Annotated in this window: 15 protein-coding genes; 8 read left to right on the top strand and 7 right to left on the bottom strand. The window is 70.1% G+C overall.

The features are described 5' to 3' along the window. Window positions 1–12 precede the first annotated feature (12 nt). From glmS to AC069H_RS17630, 6 genes are all read left to right on the top strand, one after another. Window positions 13–1833 carry a glutamine--fructose-6-phosphate transaminase (isomerizing) gene (gene glmS, locus AC069H_RS17655; RefSeq protein WP_478233017.1) on the top strand — a complete coding sequence of 607 codons (1821 nt, stop codon included), beginning with the start codon at window positions 13–15 and terminating at the stop codon, window positions 1831–1833. A gap of 27 nt (window positions 1834–1860) precedes the next feature. Next, complete coding sequence (locus tag AC069H_RS17650) at window positions 1861–2214, top strand: YciI family protein (protein WP_478230137.1); 354 nt, start codon at window positions 1861–1863, stop codon at window positions 2212–2214. Between the two features lie 5 nt (window positions 2215–2219). Beyond that, complete coding sequence (locus tag AC069H_RS17645; RefSeq protein WP_478233016.1) at window positions 2220–3401, top strand: RNA polymerase sigma factor; 1182 nt, start codon at window positions 2220–2222, stop codon at window positions 3399–3401. A 147-nt stretch (window positions 3402–3548) separates the two neighbouring features. Continuing rightward, window positions 3549–4310 carry a DeoR/GlpR family DNA-binding transcription regulator gene (locus AC069H_RS17640; protein WP_478233015.1) on the top strand — a complete coding sequence of 254 codons (762 nt, stop codon included), beginning with the start codon at window positions 3549–3551 and terminating at the stop codon, window positions 4308–4310. Next, complete coding sequence (locus AC069H_RS17635) at window positions 4307–5200, top strand: carbohydrate ABC transporter permease (protein WP_478233014.1); 894 nt, start codon at window positions 4307–4309, stop codon at window positions 5198–5200. Before AC069H_RS17640 ends, AC069H_RS17635 begins: the two co-directional genes overlap by 4 nt. Window positions 5201–5202: 2 nt before the next feature. Continuing rightward, window positions 5203–6030: a carbohydrate ABC transporter permease gene (locus AC069H_RS17630; protein WP_478230133.1), complete on the top strand. Its 828-nt coding sequence runs from the start codon at window positions 5203–5205 to the stop codon at window positions 6028–6030. A 250-nt stretch (window positions 6031–6280) separates the two neighbouring features. Here the strand turns inward: AC069H_RS17630 and AC069H_RS17625 are convergent, their stop codons facing one another. The 5 genes from AC069H_RS17625 to AC069H_RS17605 form a co-directional block, all read right to left on the bottom strand. After that, window positions 6281–7516, bottom strand: coding sequence for an HNH endonuclease signature motif containing protein (locus AC069H_RS17625; RefSeq protein ID WP_478230132.1), 1236 nt, complete (start codon window positions 7514–7516; stop codon window positions 6281–6283). Window positions 7517–7727: 211 nt separating this feature from the next. Beyond that, window positions 7728–9089, bottom strand: coding sequence for a GH1 family beta-glucosidase (locus AC069H_RS17620; protein WP_478233013.1), 1362 nt, complete (start codon window positions 9087–9089; stop codon window positions 7728–7730). An 11-nt stretch (window positions 9090–9100) separates the two neighbouring features. Next, complete coding sequence (locus AC069H_RS17615) at window positions 9101–10360, bottom strand: ABC transporter substrate-binding protein (RefSeq protein WP_478233012.1); 1260 nt, start codon at window positions 10358–10360, stop codon at window positions 9101–9103. Window positions 10361–10380: 20 nt separating this feature from the next. Further along, the gene (locus AC069H_RS17610; protein WP_478233249.1) at window positions 10381–14034 is read right to left on the bottom strand and encodes a BTAD domain-containing putative transcriptional regulator; all 3654 of its coding nucleotides are present in this window, start codon (window positions 14032–14034) and stop codon (window positions 10381–10383) included. A 60-nt stretch (window positions 14035–14094) separates the two neighbouring features. After that, entirely contained in the window at window positions 14095–16158 is a 2064-nt protein-coding gene (locus tag AC069H_RS17605) for a BTAD domain-containing putative transcriptional regulator (protein ID WP_478233011.1), read from the bottom strand. A 277-nt stretch (window positions 16159–16435) separates the two neighbouring features. Between AC069H_RS17605 and AC069H_RS17600 the strand changes: the two genes are divergently transcribed. Continuing rightward, the gene (locus AC069H_RS17600; RefSeq protein ID WP_478230128.1) at window positions 16436–16687 is read left to right on the top strand and encodes a hypothetical protein; all 252 of its coding nucleotides are present in this window, start codon (window positions 16436–16438) and stop codon (window positions 16685–16687) included. A gap of 82 nt (window positions 16688–16769) precedes the next feature. Continuing rightward, entirely contained in the window at window positions 16770–17405 is a 636-nt protein-coding gene (locus AC069H_RS17595) for a helix-turn-helix transcriptional regulator (protein ID WP_340688194.1), read from the top strand. 82 nt (window positions 17406–17487) lie between these two features. Here the strand turns inward: AC069H_RS17595 and AC069H_RS17590 are convergent, their stop codons facing one another. Together AC069H_RS17590 and AC069H_RS17585 are read right to left on the bottom strand one after the other, a co-directional pair. Further along, window positions 17488–18414 carry a hypothetical protein gene (locus AC069H_RS17590; RefSeq protein WP_478233010.1) on the bottom strand — a complete coding sequence of 309 codons (927 nt, stop codon included), beginning with the start codon at window positions 18412–18414 and terminating at the stop codon, window positions 17488–17490. A gap of 94 nt (window positions 18415–18508) precedes the next feature. Next, window positions 18509–19036, bottom strand: a complete 528-nt coding sequence (locus AC069H_RS17585; RefSeq protein WP_478233009.1) for an EF-hand domain-containing protein — start codon at window positions 19034–19036, stop codon at window positions 18509–18511. Between the last annotated feature and the right edge of the window lie 3 nt (window positions 19037–19039).

The raw sequence follows: 19039 nt of genomic DNA, 5'->3' as shown, positions 1-19039 counted from the left end.
GGTTGACTCGTCATGTGCGGAATCGTCGGCTACATCGGCGGCCAGAACGCCGCCCCGATCCTGATCGAGGGGCTGACGCGGCTGGAGTACCGCGGCTACGACTCGGCCGGGATCTCCGTCCTGGGCGGTAAAGGCGCCCAGGTGCACCGGATCGTGGGGCGGGTGCGGAATCTGACGGCCGCGCTGCCCAAGCGGCTCGCGGGCAAGGTCGGCATCGGGCACACGAGGTGGGCGACGCACGGCCCGGCGACCGAGGCGAACGCCCATCCGCACGTCTCCGAGGACGGCCGGATCTCCGTGGTGCACAACGGGATCATCGACAACGCCGACGCGCTGCGCGAGCAGCTCACCCAGGCCGGGGTGACGCTGTCGTCCGAGACCGACACCGAGGTGCTCGCCCACCTGATCGCGCGGTCGAGCGCGAAGACACTGGAAGACGCGGTCGTCGAGGCCGTCTCCCGCGTCACCGGTACGTACGCCATCGCCGTGACCGACACCGAACACCCCGACCGGGTCGTGGTCGCACGGAACGGTTCGCCGCTGATCATCGGCGTCGGCGACCGGGAGATGTTCGTGGCCAGCGACCTGTCCGCGCTGGTCCGGCACACCTCGCAGGTGGTGCACCTCGACGACGGCGAGTTCGCCAGCGTCTCGGCCACCGGCTACCGCACTTTCACCGTCGACGAGAGCGACACCGGCAAGGCAGCGACGGCGATCGACATCCAGGCCGACGACCTCGACCTCGGCGGGCACCGGCACTACATGTACAAGGAGATCCAGGAACAGCCGGAATGCCTGGAGCGGATGATCCGCGGACGGCTGGACGACCGGTTCGGAGTGTCCCGTTTGGACGGTCTGAACCTGACTCCCCGTGATCTGCGCGGCTTCGCGAGGGTGAAGATCCTCGGCTGCGGTTCGGCGTACTACGCGGGCCAGATCGGTGCCACCATGATCGAGGACCTGGCGCGGGTCCCGGCCGACGCGGAGGCCGCGTCCGAGTTCCGTTACCGCAACCCCATCATCGAAGCGGACACCCTCTACATCGCGGTCAGCCAGTCCGGCGAGACGGCGGACACCGCGTTCGCCGTCGAAGAGGTCAAGCGCAAGGGCGGCCGGGTGGTCGGCCTCGTGAACGTCGTGGGATCGACGATCGCGCGGGCCTGCGACGGTGGCCTGTACCTGCACGCCGGCCCGGAGATCGCCGTCGCGTCGACCAAGGCGCTCACCAACATGGCCGTCGGGTTCGCGATGATCGCGCTGGCGCTGGGCCGCGTCCGCGATCTGTCCAACGCGGACGGACAGCGCATCGTCGCGGCACTCCGCGCGCTGCCGAAGCAGGTCGCGGCCATCGTCGAGGCGGAGGACCGGATCGCCGAGCACGCCAAGATCTGCGCGGACGCGCGGAGCCTGTTCTTCATTGGCCGGGTCCGCGGCTTCCCAGTGGCACGGGAGGGCGCGCAGAAGTTCAAGGAGATCTCGTACCGGCACGCGGAGGCCTACCAGACCTCGGAGCTCAAGCACGGCCCGCTCGCGCTGATCGACGAGGAGCTGCCGACGGTCGCGATCGTGCCGTCCGACGACCTCGCCGACCGCAACCTGGCCGCGATGCAGCAGATCAAGGCGCGCAAGGGGCAGGTGCTGGCGATCACCCACGACGACGTGGACTTCGGCGATCTCGACGTGCCGCGGTTCGTGGTCCCGCGATCGGAGCCGGAACTCGACCCGATCCTGCTCACCATTCCGCTGCAACTGCTGGCCTACCACGCGGCGCTGATCCTCGGTCACGACATCGACAAGCCGCGTAACCTCGCGAAGTCCGTCACCGTGGAATGATCTCCTGAGCCGTCGAAGGGGGCCGACATGAGGCAGTACCTGCTCGCCGTCCAGCTCGACGAGAGCGAACGGGACGCGCCCGAGGAAGAGGTCCGGGCGATGCTGGCCAGGACGGGCAAGGTCACCGACGAGATGAAGGCCGCCGGGTCCTGGGTCTTCGTGGGCGGTCTGGAGCACTCGGACGTCTCCACGGTCGTCCGCCCCGAAGGCGGCACGATCACGATCACCGACGGGCCGTTCGCCGAGACGAAGGAACAGCTCGGCGGGTTCTGGGTGATCCAGGTCGACGACCTCGACCAGGCGCTGGCCTGGGCCGAGAAATGCGCGCTCGCCTGCGGGCAGCCGATCGAAGTGCGGCCGTTCGGCGACCCGTCTCGGTGACGCCGATGGATCTCGACGGGATCTACCGGGCGGAGTACGGCCGATGTGTGGCCACCCTGACCCGCCTCCTCGGCGACATCTCGCTCGCCGAGGAGGCGGTTCAGGACGCGTTCGCGACGGCGGTGGAGAAGTGGGCGGAGACGCCGCCCAATCCGGGCGCGTGGATCGTGACCACCGCTCGCAACCGCGCGATCGACCGCCTTCGCCGGGAATCCTCCCGCGAGGCCCGGCACGCCCAGGCGCTGCTCCTGCACCCCCAGGACGAGCCGCGGGAGGTGGGACCGGTCCGCGACGACCAGCTCCGCATGATCTTCACCTGTTGCCATCCGGCGCTTTCGCCGCTCGCGCGGACCGCGCTCACCCTGCGCCTGATCGGCGGGCTGGAGGTGGGGGAGATCGCGCGGGCGTACCTCGTCCCGGAACCGACCGTGGCCCAGCGGATCGTCCGCGCCAAGAAGAAGATCCGCGACGCGGGCATCCCGTACCGGGTGCCGGGGAGCGGTGAACTGCCGGATCGGCTGGACTCCGTGCTCACCGTGCTCTACCTGATCTTCAACGAGGGGTACGCGTCCACGTCGGGCGACCTGCTGCGGACGGACCTGTGCGTGGAGGCGGTGCGCCTGACGAGGGCGCTCGCCGATCTGATGCCCGGCGAGCCGGAGGTGATCGGGCTGCTGGCACTGCTCCTGCTCACCGAAGCCCGGCGCCCCGCGCGGGTGGGGCCTTCCGGTGAGCTGGTGGTGCTCGCGGAGCAGGACCGGTCGTCGTGGAACCGGGAACTGATCGCCGAGGGCCACGAACTGGTGCGGCGATGCCTGCGCCTCGGCCGTCCTGGCCCATACCAGGTGCAGGCCGCGATCAACGCCGTGCACACGGACGGCGAGTCGACCGACTGGACACAGGTGCTGGCGCTCTACGACCAGCTGTGGCGGCTCACCCCGACGCCGGTCGTCGCGCTCAACCGCGCGGTCGCCGTCGCCGAGGTGCACGGCCCGGCGGCGGCACTGGCCGCGATCGAGGGACTGGACCTGCCCGGGTATCACCATCTGCCCGCCACACGGGCGAACCTGCTGTCCCGTCTCGGCCGGACCTCGGACGCCGTCGCGGCCTACGACGAGGCGATCGCCTTGGCCACCAACGACACGGAACGGGCTTTCCTGCGGGCCAAACGGGCAGTCCTGTCGTAGTTTCGGGCAACTGCCGACGAAAACGCCGCGCCCGCTGTGTCCTCAATGGACAGAGCGTCGTGGTCCGGTGAGGGGTTCCGTTGTCGGACCGGGGAGAAACCAACTATTGTCGCCATGACCGCTCATCCGCCAGGCAGGAGGTGACCGTTGTACGCCGAAGAGCGGCAGCGCGCCATCCTCAAGCAGGTCCGGCAGAAGGGCCGGGTCGACGTGTCGACGCTCGCGGCGGCTTTCGAGATCACCAGCGAGACCGTCCGCCGTGACCTGACGGCGCTGGAGCGCAGCGGAGTGGTGCGACGGGTGCACGGCGGCGCGATCCCCGTCGAGCGGCTGGGCATCGAGCCGGGGCTCGACGCCCGCGACGCGGTGATGAGCGCGGAAAAGGACCGCATCGCCGCCGCGGCGCTGGAACAGATCCCCGACGGGGGCGCGATCCTGCTGGACTCGGGCACCACGGTGGCCCGGCTGGCGAACCTCGTCCCCGCCGATCGCGGGCTGACCGTGGTCACGCCTTCGCTGCCGAACGCGTTCACGCTCGCCAACCGGCCCGGCGTCACGCTGATGCTGGTCGGGGGACGGCTGCGCGGCCACACCATGGCGGCGGTCGACGGCTGGGCGCTCGACGCACTCAAGGACACGTACGTCGATGTCGCTTTCCTCGGTACCAACGGTCTTTCCGTCGAGCGGGGGGTCACCACCCCGGACACCGCCGAGGCGATGGTGAAGCGCGCGGCCATCGCGTCCGCCCGGCGGACGGTGCTGCTGGCGGATCACACGAAGATCGGCGACGACCATTTCGCCCGGTTCGGGGGCCTTCGCGACGTCGACACCCTGATCACCGACAGCGGGGCCGAATCCCGGGAGATCGACGACATCAGCCGGGCAGGCGTCAAGGTGATCATCGTTTGAAGCGTACGGGCGAGCGGCTCGCCGGATATCTGATGACAGCGCCGTTCTACGTCCTCTTCGGCGTGTTCGGTCTCTTCCCGTTGCTCTACACCGCCTGGGTGGCGCTGCACCATTGGCACCTGGTCAACGGTGACACCGGGTTCGCCGGCCTCGGCAACTTCGCCGTTCTGCTCCAGGATCCGTATTTCTACAACGCGCTCTTCAACACGGTCAGCATCTTCGTCCTTTCGACCGTCCCGCAACTGCTGGCCGCGCTCGGGCTCGCCGCGCTCCTCGACCGTCCCCTGCGGGCGCGGACCCTGTGGCGTGCCAGTGTGCTGTTGCCCAACGTCGTCTCGGTGGTCGCGGTGGCGCTGGTGTTCAGTCAGCTGTTCGCCGAAGACTACGGCGTCGTCAACTGGGCGCTGGGCCTGGTGGGGCTCGACCCGGTGGACTGGCGTTCGGACCGGTTCGCCTCGCACGTCGCGGTGAGCACGATGGTGATGTGGCGCTGGACCGGCTACAACGCGCTGCTCTACCTCGCGGCCATGCAATCCGTGCCGCAGGAACGCTACGACGCCGCGATGCTCGACGGTGCCTCGCGCTGGCGGACCTTCTGGTCCATCACCGTGCCCGCGATCCGTCCGACCATCGCCTTCACCGTCGTCGTCTCGACGATCGGCGGGTTGCAGCTGTTCGCGGAGCCGCAGCTGTTCGACGACACCGGCGTCAACGGGACGGGCGGCGCCGACCGGCAGTTCCAGACCCTCGCCATGTACCTGTACGAAAAGGGGTTCGGCGAGTTCGACGCCGGATACGCGGCGGCCATCGCGTGGTTGCTGTTCCTGTGCTCGGCCGTGTTCGCGCTGGTCAACTTCTCGCTCGTGCGCCGGATGCGGGGCGGTGAGTGACCGTGGCGGCCAGGGAACGGACCGGTTTCGTCGTCTACGGGCTGCTGCTCGCCGTCGCCGTCGCGTCGATCTTCCCGTTGTACTGGTCGTTCGTGGTGTCCTCGAAGGACAACTCCGCCCTCGGCGAGACCACGCCGCCATTGCTGCCTGGCGGCAACCTGATCGAGAACGTGGGCAGGGTCTTCGGGACCGTCGACTTCTGGCTGGCGATGCAAAACTCGCTGATCGTCGCCGGCACGGTGACCGTGTCGAACGTGCTGCTCTCCAGCATGGCCGGCTTCGCCTTCGCGCGACTGCGCTTCCCGGGCCGCGACTCGCTCTTCCTGGTGGTCATCGGCACCGCCATGGTGCCGGCCCAGCTCGGCGTCATCCCGCTGTACCTCGTGGTCGGGGAACTCGGCTGGTACGGACGGCTGGAGGCGGTGATCGTGCCGGGGCTGATCGGCGCGTTCAGCGTGTTCTGGATGCGGCAGGCGTGCGAGGAGGCGATCCCCGGCGAACTGCTCGACGCCGGACGCGTCGACGGCTGTTCGGCGGCGCGGCTGTTCTGGCACGTCGCCATGCCCGCCATCCGCCCTCAGGCCGCCGTGCTCGCGATGCTGACGTTCATGACCGCGTGGAACGACTTCTTCTGGCCGCTGATCGTGCTCGACCCCAACGCGCATCCGACCGTCCAGGTGGCGTTGTCGCGGCTGGCGAGCGGCTACTTCACCGACTACTCGCTGATGCTCACCGCAGCAACCATCGGTGTGCTTCCGGTGATCGTGCTGTTCATCCTGCTGGCCAGGAAGGTGGTCGACGGCGTGATGCGGGGCGCGCCGCGGGCCTGACGACCGCGGTCGGGTTTGGGCCCTGTTCTCGTGGCCGGGTGGTTGCCGTTTTTCGGCGAGGGCAGGGTGTTGTGTTGTCGCTTGGTGCGGCCGCGGTTGTGTCGAGTGGCTGGGCCATGGCCGTTTTCGGCGTCAGGAAGGCCCACGGCGTGATCACGAGCGGAGTCCAGCCCGATCGGGCCGTAGCCGTATTCCGGCGACCAGGTCGGCGCCGCTGGTTGTGGACACGTTGCCGTTTTTCGGTGACGGTTCAGAACGGTGGCTCTTCGGCGCGGGGTTCGTGCAGTGGTGGTGGTGTGCTGTGGTAGCTGCGTCCGGTGGGTGTGGTGATGGTGAGGGTGCCGTCTTCGGTGAGGTGGTAGATCCAGTCGGGTTCGTCTTTCAGGCGGTGGTCGCGGCGGCAGAGGTCGACGAGTTCGGTGTTGGCGGTGTGGCCGCCGTGCTGCCAGGGCACGGAGTGGTCGAGGTCGCAGGCTTGGGCGACACGGTGGCAGCCGGGTCTTCGGCATTCCCGGTCCCGGACCCGAACGAACTCGCCCAGTCCCGCCGTCGGCCGATACCGATCGCGGCCCAAATCCAGGACCTGCCCCGACAAGGGGTCGGTGATGATCCGCCGCAACACCGTGTCCGGCCCGGACGCGATGTGCCGGGCCAGTGAGGCGGGGATGTGGCCGTGTCCGGCCAACTCGGCGGGATCCTCGTTCAATCCCAGGTAGGTATTCAGGTCCATGTACAGGAACACTTCGGACCGTTCCCCCTTGCCACCCTGGCCGCCCAACATCAGATCGAGGGCGATGTCGGCGCGCAGCTGATCCAGGGTGCGGGTCTCGTCCCCGGTCTTGAGCGCCCGCGCCTCACGATCGATCCGCGTGTAGGCCGCGGCGACCTTCTCCACCGGGCCGTCTTCGACCTCGATCGAGGCGACCCCGGTCTCGCCGTGGCGGATCGACAACCGCCGCCCGCCACGGTGCCGCTCCGCCCGTCGAGCCGCGCCGTCACGGTCGGCCATCACCGCCGCATGATTCGCCGCCTTCCGGATCTGATCCGAATTCCTACCCGGCAGGCGGTCCTCCAACACCTCGTCCACCGCGCGGGCATCCTCGTCCGACAGCCACGCCGTCGCGGTGGCGACCTTCATCGCCCCATAACCACCCACCTCGCCGCGATCCAGCAGCCCGAGTGTCCGGGGCAGGCGGGTGGTCAACGCCGCCGCAGTCGACACCAGACCGGCCGCATGACCGTCCACAACGGACAGAGCGAACGCGACCTCCTGCACCACACTCGACGCCCCGCCACGGTGACGATTCAGCTGAGCCAACGCACGGAACCGGACCGCCTCCAACCGTGCGATCCCCTCCGACGCCGCGACAGCCGCGTCGACAGCATCCTTGTCCTCCAACGAATCCAGCCCGGCATTGACCTCCTTCAACACATCAGAAGCAGTGATTTCCTTGAGTAGCGCCACAGTGGCGTTGCGTGTGTCCACACACAGAAGCTACAACCGACCACCGACAGTTTTCGATTCCAGTGCGTCGCCGTTTTCGGCGACGACGGAAGGTTGTTGCGCGCCAACGCATCCGCATTGAACCGGGTGCTGTCTTTGAGTGGTTGAGGCCGAACCGCAGTGTGTGACCACAGGGCATGCGCCCGGCCACCGGCAGCCACCGGTGCGTCGCCGTTTTCCGGCAACAACGCCGTCACAGCCCGTTGCGCGCCACCACATCCGCGTAGAACCGGGCGCTGTCCTTGAGCACCCGCTCCTGCGTTTCGAAGTCGACGTGCACGAGGCCGAACCGCTGGGTGTAGCCCATCGCCCACTCGAAGTTGTCCAGCAGCGACCAGGCCATGTAGCCGCGGACGTCGGCGCCGCGTTGGATCGCGTCGTGCACGGCGGCGAGGTGTTCGGCGAAGTACCGTACGCGTTTCTCGTCGTGCACCCGCCCGTCGACGACCTCGTCCTCGAACGCGGCACCGTTCTCGGCGATCACGAGCGGCAGGCCGGGGCAGTGTTCGTGCAGCCACAGCAACAGTTCGGTGAAGCACTCCGGCCGCTGTTCCCAGCCGAGCGAGGTCAGGTCGCCGCGGGGCGGCTGGACGTCCATTCCGCGCAGACCGGGCAGCGGGCAGTTGCTGTCGGCCTCGGGGTCTTCGAGCGGGACCGCGCGGGCGGGCGCGTAGTAGTTGACGCCGAGGACGTCCAGCGGCTGCGCGATGATCTCCAGATCGCCGTCGGCGATCGCCGGTTCCAGCGTGCCGAGATGCGCCAGATCCGCCAGCAGCTCGGGCGGATAGCCGCGGCCCAGTAGCGGATCGAGGAAGAACCTGTTGTGCAGGAAGTCGAACTTGCGTGCGGCCTCACGGTGCGCTGCGTCGTCCACATCGGTCAGCACCGGGGCGAAGTTGAGCACGATGGACACTTCCTGCCCACTGCCGTTCGCCCGCAACGCCTGCACGGCCTTGCCGTGCGCGAGCAGGAGGTTGTGCCCGGCGACCAGTGCCGCGCCCTCGTCGCGGATGCCCGGCGCGTGATCGCCGTTGCCATAGCCGATGAAGGCGGCGCAGAACGGCTCGTTGATCGTGGTCCACTGCCGCACCCGGTCACCGAGTACATTGTGGACGGTCAGTGCGTAGTCGGCGAAAAGGCTCGCGAGGTCACGGTGCGGCCAGCCGCCTTCCGCCTGCAGCGCTTCCGGGAGATCCCAGTGGTAGAGCGTCACCATCGGGGTGATCCCGTGTTCCAGCACGGTGTCGACAAGGCGATCGTAGAAGGCGAGGCCGCGTGGTTCGACCCCGCGGCCGTCCGGCATGATCCGCGACCACGCGATTGAGAACCGGTAGTAGGGCACGCCGAGGCCGCTCAGCAGTCCGATGTCCTCACGGTAGCGCCGGTAGTGGTCGCAGGCCGGGTCTCCGGTGGCGCCGTCGAGCACCAGGCCGGGCTGTGCGGTGAAAGTGTCCCAAATGGACGGTCCGCGGCCGTCCGCCGTCGTCGATCCCTCGATCTGGTACGCCGCGGTGGCCGTGCCCCAGCGGAACCCGGCCGGAAACCTGCGTGTCACGCCGTCCCCGCTCAGTTGGCGGCCGCGGCGCGGCCTTCGGTCGCCGCCTGGCTCCACGCCTGGTCGAGCGATTGCTTCCCCTCTTCGACGCGGCCGAGCGCGTGCCCGTACACCGGCCGCACCTCGCCGTCGCGCAGCCCGCGGTAGTTCGGCCGCAGGGCCTCGGCGGAGGCCGCGAAGATCTTGCCGATCGGCGCGCCGCTGAAGTACTGACTGGTGTGGGAAAGCACGGCGGTGTCCTGGTACGCGCCCAGCGCGCTCGGCAGCAGCCCGCTTTCCAGGAAGATCCGCTTCTGCTGTTCGGGCGCGGTGAGCCAGACGGCGAGGTCGTAGGCTTCCTTGCGGTGCGCGCCCTGCTTCGGGACGGTCAGGAACGAGCCGCCCCAGTTGCCGGCCTTGCCCGGAACCGAGGTGACGTCCCATTTGCCCGCGAGCTCCGGTCCGCCCGCCTCTTCGATCTGGGTGAGCATCCACGCGGGGCAGGTGATGGCGGCGAACCGGCTCTGCTTGATCGCCACCGTCCACGGCTGGGTGAAGGTGGTGACCGCGGCCGTCTCCTTCTTCAGCGCCATCCCGCCCGCCAGCTCGAAGGCCTTGCGCACGTTCGGGTTCGTGTCGGCGATGAACCGCTCGTCCTTGGAGAAGTAGTTTTCCTGTGCCTGGTTGAGCATCGCCGTGTAGACGGTGCCCGCCGAGTCGGCGAATTTTACGTCGTCCGGTGCCTTGGCGCTGAACCGCTCGCCGGTTTCGGCGAACTTCTCCCACGTCGGCCACAGCGCGGCCACCTGGTCGCGGTCGGACGGCAGGCCCGCGTTCGCGAACAGATCGCGCCGGTAGCAGAGGGCGAGGCTGCCCATGTCGGTGCCGAGGCCCATCACGAACTTGCCGCTTTCGGCGGTGCCCTGGTCCCATTTCCAGGCAGGCCACTGCTCGCGGAGGCCCTGCGCGCCGAACTCGGAGAGATCGGTGAACTTGTCCGTCGACTGGCGGAACTTCGGCAGGTACTGCTCCTCGATCGCCACCACGTCCGCGCTGCCGCGCCCGGCGCCGAGCCCGGTGGCGAGCTGGCGGTGATGCGTCTCGAAGTCGGCGACCCTGCCCTCGACGGTGATCCCCGGGTGAGCCTTTTCGTAGTCGTCGAAGAGTTTTTCGTACCCGAACTCGCCGAAGGTGGCGACGGTGAGCTTGATCGGGCCGCCGGATTCCGGCGTGCTCGAACAGCCGGCGAGCAGCAGCACAAGGGCCGTCAAGCCGGCCAGTACGCGGGTCATGGTTCTCCTCGGTCGTGCGGTCACGCGAGTCGTCTCGGCAGCTGGTCGCCGACGGTGAGCCGGGAATCGGCGTGCAGTTTGGTCAGAACCCTGGACACCAGCGACTGCACCGTCCGCCGCGGCAGGCTCAGCTCGGCGGCGATCTCCGGGTTCGACAGCTTCGCCGCCACCAGCCGCGCGACCCGCAGTTCCAGCGGCGAGAGCGCCCCGCTGTGCCGGGGACTCCGCTCGGCGCGGCTCAGCACGCCGTAGCGGCGCAGCCTGCTTTCCGCCCGGCGGATGCTCCAGGTGGCCCCGACCTCCCCGAGCACCTCGCACGCTTCGGTGAGCGAACGGGTCGCCGCTTCGAGGTAACCGGCGCGGCCGAGCAGTTCGGCGGCGTCCTCGAGCGCGGCCGCGAGTTCGATCGGGCGGTGGACCTCGCGGTAGTGATCGGCCGCGGCCAGCATGCCTTCGGGGTCGCCGTCGATCAGCGACCGGCACCGGAGAGCGGCCGCGGTGGCCCTGGCGGGAACGGTCTCCTGGCTCGCCTCCTCGGCGCAGACGGCGAGCGCGTCCTGTGCGACGGCGTCGTTCCCGGCGGCGAGCGCGACGCGGACGACGTCGGGAAGCCATTGGTGGCGCAGCATCATCCGGGCGTAGTCGGGGCGCAGCACCGGCGCGAACAGCCGCAGCGCGTCGTCGAGCTCGCCGCGTTGCTCGGCGGCCATCGCCTGTGCCGCCAGGTAGAAGTCGCAGCTCTCGCGCTCGGACGAGTTCGACGGAGAGTGCGCCTCGGCCGCTTCCAGATGGGCGCGGACGGCGACGCGTTCGTCGCGATGGCCCGCGATGAGGGCGGCGACCCCGTGCAACAGCAGGGCGGCGGCGCCCGGCTCGCGGACACCGTAGAAGGTGATCGCCGGGCCGTCCTCGGTGACCGAGTCCAATTCGGCCAGCGCCTCGTCCCAGCGGCCGGTCCAGTAGTAGTGCACGGCCGCCGAGACCTGCGGACCGGTCGGCAGGCCGTGCCGCGCGGCCGTCTCGTACCCGGCGTGCAGCGTGGCGTCGGCCTCGGCGAGCCGGTCGAGGTTCTGCAGGGTGAACAGGCGGTTGTCGAGGAGGTCGAACCGCAGGGTCGCCAGGTCGGCCTCGTCGCCGGTGGTCTCGAGCGCCGCGTCGATCGCGGTCAGCGCCCGGTCGTGCTCGCGGCGGATCGAGTGCACGAGCCACAACGTCTGCTGCGCGTGCGCGGCGGGATAGCGTTCGCCCGCCTTCGCCGCCTCGGCGTGCAGCCCCCGCGCGATCCGCTCGGTCTCGTCGAGATCGGCGAGCGTGCCGCGCCGGAAGTTGGCGAGCAGTGTCCGGGTGCTGGTGCGCCACAGCTCCGGCATCGACGGGTCGTCCGCGGTGTCGGCGAGTGCCTCGATCGCGCCAGGCGTGTCGCCCCGCCGGTACCGCAGCGCGGCGAGGAAATGCCGCATCTGCGCCAGATCCGCCTTGTCGGTGACGGTCTTCACCGCTTGCTCGGCTTCCGCCTCGGGCGCCAGTTCGAGCCGGAACAGCACGCGCACCAGCGCCGCGATCAGCGTCTCCCGCTGCTCGCGGGTGGGCACCGTGCTGTCGAGCGCGCCGCGGAGCAGGTCGGCCGCGATATGCGGCGCGCGGTTGGACACCGCGACGTGGTTGGCGGTGAGCCAGCCCGCCAGCCACGGATCGAACGGCACCGGCCCGGCCGCCAGCTGCTCGGCGACCCGTTTGATCGGCGCGCCCGCCCGCGCGAGCGACTCGGCGGCGCGCCGGTGCAACGCGGCACGGATCGGTTCCGCGATGGCGCCGTAGAGCGCCTGACGCTGGAACGGATGGTGGAAGGCGAGTTTGTCGCCGGCGTACTCGATGACGCCCGCGGTGGTGGCGGGCTCCAGCTCCCGCAGGACCTCCAGCGGGCCCTTGTCCGCCAGCGCGGCGAGGTCCTCGACGGCGAACTCCGCGCCGAGCAGTGAGGCCGTCCGCAGGATCTCGGTCGTGCCGGGGTCGAGGCATTCCAGCGTCCTGGCCACCGCCGCCAGCAGCGACCGCGGCGCGTTCTCGGTGCCGTCCAGCGTCACCTCGGCCACGCCGTCCTTGATCCGCAGAGAGCCGGTGCGGACCAGGTCGTGCGCGATCTCCCTGGCGTAAAGCGGGTTCCCTGCCGCGCGCCGGACCAGCGGGCGCAGGCTCGGCCCGAGCTTGGCTTCGAGGACCACCTCGAACACGGCGGCGATGTCGTCGTCGGTCAGCACTTCGACCGGCATGATCTCGCCGTCCCTCGCCTCGACCCCGCGACGGAGCTGGGCGAGGTCGCGGCGGCCGTGCCCGGTGCGCGTGGCGGCGACCAGCAGGAGCGGCAGCTGGCGGGTGGCGGCGGCCAGTCGCTGCCACAGCAGCACACTCGCCTCGTCCGCCCAGTGGAGGTCGTCGATCACCAGCACCAGCGGGCCCGCCGCGCAGGTCTCGTCGACCAGCGCCAGCAATTTGTCCACAGTGGACAAGATCGGGTCGGCGGGGCCCCAGTTCCCGTGCGCGGGTTCGGCGTGCAGCTCGCCTGCCAGCTTGGCCTTGGCCGGATCGGCCGCGCCGTGGTGCACCCCGAGGCATTCCATGATCACCTGCAGCGGGAACCGTTGCCGCAGCTCGTCGGCCGCGGTCCAGGCGAGCTGGCAGCCACGCGCCGCGGCGCCCGCCAGCCCGGCGATCAGCAGTTCCGATTTGCCGATGCCCGGTTCGCCTTCGAGCCAGACCGGGCGGCCGCGGCCGGCGAGCACGTCGGTGACGAAGCCGTCCAGCCGCTCGACCTGCCGGGCGCGGCCGGGCAGGCGGCCCTGGCCGCCACGTTCGATCGCCTTGGCGACCGGCGGCGGCACGACGCGGACCGGAACCGGTTTCGGTCGGGTGACAGGTTTTTCGCTGCCGTCCAGGATGCGCTGGTGCAGCTCACGCAGCGGGGCACCGGGTTCGACGCCGAGTTCGTCCCGCAGTATTCGCCTGGCCTCGCGATACGCGCTGAGCGCTTCGATCTGCCGCCCGCTGGCGTGCAGGGCGCGCATGAGCGTTTCGTGCAACGACTCGCGTAACGGGTGCCGCTGCACCAGCGCGGTCAGTTCGGCCACCACTTCGCGGTGGTCACCGATGCCGAGCAGGGCCGTGGCGCGCAGTTCGGTGGCGGTGAGCTGGAGTTCGGTGAGCCGGACGCGTTCCGCTTCGGCGAACGGGCCCGGCACGCCGGAGTAGGCCTCGCCGCGCCAGAGATCGAGCGCGGTGGTGAGCCGGGCGGCCGCGCCCTGCTGATCGGTGTGGGCGAGCAGCCGCCGGGCGGCCGCCGCGTCCTGTTCGAACCGGCTGACGTCGAGCGCTTCCCTGTCCAGCCGCAGTACGTAACTCGACCCGGACGAACTCAGGACCTCGTGCGCCTCACCGCCCGCCTTGCGGATCGCGCCGCGCAGGCCGGAGACGTAGGTGTGGACGCTGCCGGTGGCGCTGGCGGGCGCCGACTCGCCCCAGACGTCCGAGATCAGTTCGCCGAGGGAGATCGCCTGGCCGCGGCGCGCCGCCAGGGTGGCGAAGACCGCGCGCTGCCGGGCGGGCCCGAGCTTCAGCTCGACGTCGTCGAGCCAGGCACGAGGCGGCCCGAGCAGCTCGACGCGCAGCCCGTTCGTCACGCCGGCTCCATTTCTCGTCATGCACCGAAAGTGGCCGGATCACTACTGTGTCCCCGCAGTTTAGGACGTCCTCGGTGCGGTTCGGTCGCGCACCCGGGCGAGTGTGTGCAGCGGCGCGCACCAGGGCCGCGCGGACCAGGAGGGCGTGGCCCCCGTTTCGGGCAAAAGGAGCGCGGCGAGCTCGCCCGCCAGGCTCCGGTGCTGATCCTCGGTCAGATTTCTTTGGTGGGAAAGCAAATGGAGCAGTTCGGCCGCCGGTCCGGTTGGCAGCGCGCGGACGTTGTCGAGCAGCCACTGCGGGATCCAACGGGCCGTCAGCTCGTCGCCGACCTGGAGCAGCTGCTCGGCGACGCGGTCCGCGGGCGCGCCGGAGCCCGCCATGGTCGCGGCGATCTCCTGGTGCAGCACGGCGCGGATGGCGGGCGGGGTGTTCGCGGCGAACACCTCCCGCACCAGCGGGACACGGAACCGCAGCCGTTCTCCCTCGGTTTCCAGCACGCGCGCGGCGAGCGCCTCTTCGACCGCTCCGATGAGCGCCCGCAGCTCGCGGCCGGTGACACCCGTCAGGTCGGCGACCGTGAACGACGAGCCGAGCAGTGCCGCCGAGTTCAGCGTTCGCTTGCACGGCACGGAAAGCGCGGCGAGATGATCTTCGACCACGGCGGCGAGCCTGCTGTGCGGCGTGACGTCGGGCTCGCGCCCGTCGGCGAATCCGGCGAACAGCTCGCACAGGTAGCCGACGTTCCCGGCGCTGTACCCGGCGGCGAACCCGAGGAAGTCTTCGCCCGGGTCCCTGGCCAAGGTTTCCTCGGCGAGCGCGGCGACGGCCGGGCCGTCGAACGGCGGCAGCGAGATGACGTCCCCGTCGAGCCGCGAGCGGAGGACTTCGAGGGTGCGGCGCCGGGGGAGGGGCCGCGCCGAGCCGATCAGCAGCAGTGGCAGGTGCGCGGTGAACCGGTGCAGCTGCTGCCAGGCGAGCAGGCTTTCCTCGTCGGCCCAGTGCAGGTCTTCGAAGACGAGCACCCGCGGCCCGTCTTCGCACAGTTCGGTGACCGTTTTGCCGAGATCTTCGAGTGCTTCGCCGCCGAGGCTGTCGGCGATGAGGCTCAGCGGGACCGCGCCGGTCAGCTCGTCGGCTTCGACCCAGCGCGTGCGGCTCCTCGCGTCGGCGAGGGCCTCCGCCAGGAACGCGCTCTTGCCGCCGCCCGCCTCGCCGTCCAGCCAGATCGTCCCGCCGCGGCCTTCGTCCAGCAGTGCGGCCAGGTGACGGCGCACCCGGCGGAGTTCGAACTCCCGGCCGACGAGGGTGGACGGTCGTTCGGGCACGGCATGGGCCTGCCGATGCCGTGCCGGCCGGTCCTGCTGGTGCAGTGCCGGATCGTCGTCCAGGACCCGCTGCCGCAGGATGAGCAGTTCCGGCCCGGGTTCGAGACCGGACTGCTCGATGATCGTCTCGCGGGCGCGGTCGAACGCGGCCAGCGCCTCGGCCTGCCTGCCGGACCGGAACAACGCGGTGATCAGCATCCGGTGCAGGCCTTCGCGCAACGGATGGCGCTCGACCAGCACCGCGAGCTCGCCCACGAGCTCGCGGTAGCCGCCAAGGCGCAGCGCGACCTCGGCCTGGCGTTCGAGCGCGCTCATCCGCAGCTCGTTCAGCCGGGTGCGCTGGGTCTCGGCGAACGGCCCGGGGATCCCGTCGAGCGCGGAACCCCGCCATTGCCCGAGCGCGGAGCGAAGCGATTCCAGCTCCCGTTCGTGCGAGCCGGCGAGCCGGTGCGCGCGGGCCCGCTCCAGCTCCGCTTCGAAGACATGGACGTCGACCTGCTGCTTCGGGAGGTCGAGGCTGTAGCCGGCACGGCTGGCGACGAGCGGTTCGCCCGCCGGCTCCAGCGCGCGGCGCAGCGCGGAGACGTAGGTGTACACGATGCCGGTGGCGCTGTCCGGGGGCCGCTCGCCCCAGACGGCGTCGATGATCTCCTTGCGGGAGACGAACTGGCCGGCACGCAGGGCGAGCGTGGCGAACACCGCCTGACGCTGGGCGGGACCCAGCGCGATCTCGCCTCCGCCGTGGCGGGCGGGGGAACCGCCCAGCAGCCGCACCGTCAGCGAGGAAACCTCGTCCATGACCTGCCGCCTGTGCGTCCGACTGCCGAAAAAGAGTGTCCTGCTCAGCGGAAAGCCTAGTGGCGGCGATGTGGGTTTCGCAATCAATCGGGCACTCACCGTGTGGGTTTCGGCCCTTGAGCCCGGATCATGCCGGTTCGTGGACAGTCGGATGTCCGTTCATGTGGGTTTCAGACCCCGTTCAGGCGAGGGGCGACCGGGCAAAGCCGGGCGTTCCCAGGGGCAGAATGTCCTCCGGCGCTGTTCGAAGGCATGCGCGGCTGTGCATGCTGTGACAGTGAGCCAGGATCAGGAACACTTCGCCGGCGATGTCCTGCTCAGCCTCGCCCGGAACGGCAGGCTGGTCCTCGACGCAGATGAGGCCGAAGCCCGCATCACCGAGCTTCGGCGGACGCTGGCCTTCGGCTACGCCCTTCTCGCCGACCCGGACTACACCGGACCCGAGGGCAGGCTCCGCGAGATCCTGGACGAGCTTCCCAAGTACGTCGACGCGTTTCAGCAGGCCACGAAGTCCTTCACGCCTCGTTGAGAACTCGTGGAGACTTCGTGAAGAGCTCCTTCGCAGACTGTGTCCCATCCGACTGGGGCCGCGGACAAGCGGAGGGGACGAAGTGGACACGGAAACCCGACAGATCACCGTGGCGGTGCACGCGCCCGACCCGATCACCACTGCCGGCCTGGCCAGCCAGCTGGGCACGCAGCAGGGGATCGACATCAGGGACTGGGAGCGGCGCGCCGAGACCGACGTACTGGTGTTCGCCGCCGAATGCCTGACGCCGGAGATCGTGCTCTGGCTGCGGCGGCTCGCCGCCGAGGACGGCAAGCCGGTGGTACTCGTGGTGAGCCAGATCAGCGAGGCGGAACTCGTGCCCGCCATCGAATGCCGGGTGGTGGCGGTCCTGCCACGGTCGGCCACGACCGGCGAACGGCTGGCGCACGCCGTCCGCGCGGCGGCCACGGGCGGCGGAGTACTCCCGCCGAGCCTGCTCGGCGAACTGCTCAAGCACGTCGAGCGGCTGCAACGCGAGGTGCTCGACCCGATGGGCGTCAACACCGCCGGGCTCACCACCCGGGAGATCGACGTCCTGCGGCTGATGGCCGAGGGCAAGGACACCGTCGAGATCGCCGGCGAGCTCAGCTACTCGGAACGCAGCGTGAAGCACATCATCCAGGGCATCACCGGACGGCTGAAGCTGCGCAACCGGCCGCACGCCGTCGCGTACGCGGTGCGGGCCGGGGTGATCTGACCGGAACCCGAACTCGCGTGATCGGAGGCCGCACCGCGTCTTCCGGCTGGAAACACGCGAGATCCGGCTTCACGCACGTGTCTTACGCGCGGTGCCGGGCCAGGCGTTCGGTGACGACGGCCAGTTCGAGCGGCTGGTCGCGTTCGCGGGCCAGCCAGAGGCATTCACCGGCGGGCTCCTCACCGAGGCAGGCCCGGACCAGATGGCGATGCAGCAACACCCGGCCCGTCGGCATCGCGGTGGCGAGGTCCTCCAGCGCGTCGAGTGCCTGCTTCGCCGATGCGCGGTCGTTCCTTCGCAACGCGAGCTCGGCGAGTTCGGCCCAGGCGATGTCCGTGCCGACGGCGAGTCCGCGGGTGGCCGCGTGCAGGCGCCGGACGGCGCGGTCGGTTTCGCCCGACGCGACGTCGACGCGGGCTTCCGCGATGTCGAGCAGATGCGCCAGCGTCGGCGCCGTGGCGCGGGCGGCGGCCAGCAATCCCCGTGCCTCGGTGGACCGTCCCTGTGACAGCAGGACCGACACGGTCGACAGGTGCGCCGCGGCCGAGCCGATGTCGTAGCCGCGCCGCGAACGGTCGGCGACGGAGCGGCGGGCGAAGTCGATCGCGCGGGCGGGCCGGCCGCGCATGGCCGCGAGTATCGAACGATCGCTGTCACGCAGGCTGGTTTCGGGAAAGGCCTCGTCGGCGAGCAGTTTTTCCGCGCGGGCTCGTTCGCCCAGCACCAGCAACGCGGTGACGTACGAGGTGACTTGGTCGTTCCGGTGCCGCGGCACCGTCCTCAACGGCCACCGCTCGCGCTCGGTCAGATTCGCGCCGAACCGCGCGCAACGGCCGTCCCAGAGCTCGGCCAGGCCGCCGAAGAGTTCACCCAACATGGCGGAAACCGCCGATTCCGTGCGCCAGGAATCGTTTTCCGCCAACAGTTCGGCCGCTTCCGTCCACCGGTCCCGCAGACACAGCGCGATGGCGCTCGAGACCATCGAGCCGGTTTCCCGTACGGCGTCCACGTCCGCCATCGTGAGCCGGCAGGGCGTTCATGACGTGGTACCCGGCGGGGTCTGGCCCGTATGGACGCCGGGTCGGCCCGAAAGCCGCGACGGGTCAGGCCGCGAGTGGTCCGAAGACCAGGGTGTCCGGCGCCTCGGCGTCGTCACCCGCCCAGAACTCCAGCCACAGCGCGGCGAACTCGTCCCGGGACAGCATTTCGTCGCCATCGGAATCCAGCAGCGGGAAGGTGGCGTCGGTGTCGGCGGGGCGGCCGTTCCAGACCTCGATCAACTGGCGGTACTCCGCCGCGGAGATCAGGCCGTCCCCGTTCTCGTCGATCGCTTCGAACATCGCGTCGGCGGTCGCGGTCACGGCCTCGGGCATGTCCGGGAGCTTGTCCACCACCAGCAGGACCTCGTCCAGGGTCACCTTGTCGTCGCGGTTCAGATCCGAGGACGCCAGCAACGTCGTCCACCAGCTCAGCATGATGCCGGTCAGGCGCCGCTCGTCACCCGGGCCGCGCAGCCGCGCCCAGCGCTCGGCCAACGCCTGGAAGTCCTGCTCCTGAAGGAAACCGTCGCCGTCGGCATCCATCGCGGCGAAGACGCCCGAGATCTTGCGCCGTTGCAAGTCGCTAGCCATGCG

The sequence above is a fragment of the Amycolatopsis sp. NPDC043887 genome (assembly GCF_056435665.1).
The sequence above is the reverse complement of the archived record's forward strand: the minus strand, read 5'-3'. Positions and strand labels throughout refer to the sequence as shown.

What these genes read in the sequence shown, in the direction of transcription:
- glmS (WP_478233017.1), top strand. Translation starts at nt 13, where the DNA reads ATGTGCGGAATCGTCGGCTACATCGGCGGCCAGAACGCCGCCCCGATC.
- AC069H_RS17650 (WP_478230137.1), top strand. Translation starts at nt 1,861, where the DNA reads ATGAGGCAGTACCTGCTCGCCGTCCAGCTCGACGAGAGCGAACGGGAC.
- AC069H_RS17645 (WP_478233016.1), top strand. Translation starts at nt 2,220, where the DNA reads ATGGATCTCGACGGGATCTACCGGGCGGAGTACGGCCGATGTGTGGCC.
- AC069H_RS17615 (WP_478233012.1), bottom strand. Translation starts at nt 10,360, where the DNA reads ATGACCCGCGTACTGGCCGGCTTGACGGCCCTTGTGCTGCTGCTCGCC.
- AC069H_RS17605 (WP_478233011.1), bottom strand. Translation starts at nt 16,158, where the DNA reads ATGGACGAGGTTTCCTCGCTGACGGTGCGGCTGCTGGGCGGTTCCCCC.
- AC069H_RS17585 (WP_478233009.1), bottom strand. Translation starts at nt 19,036, where the DNA reads ATGGCTAGCGACTTGCAACGGCGCAAGATCTCGGGCGTCTTCGCCGCG.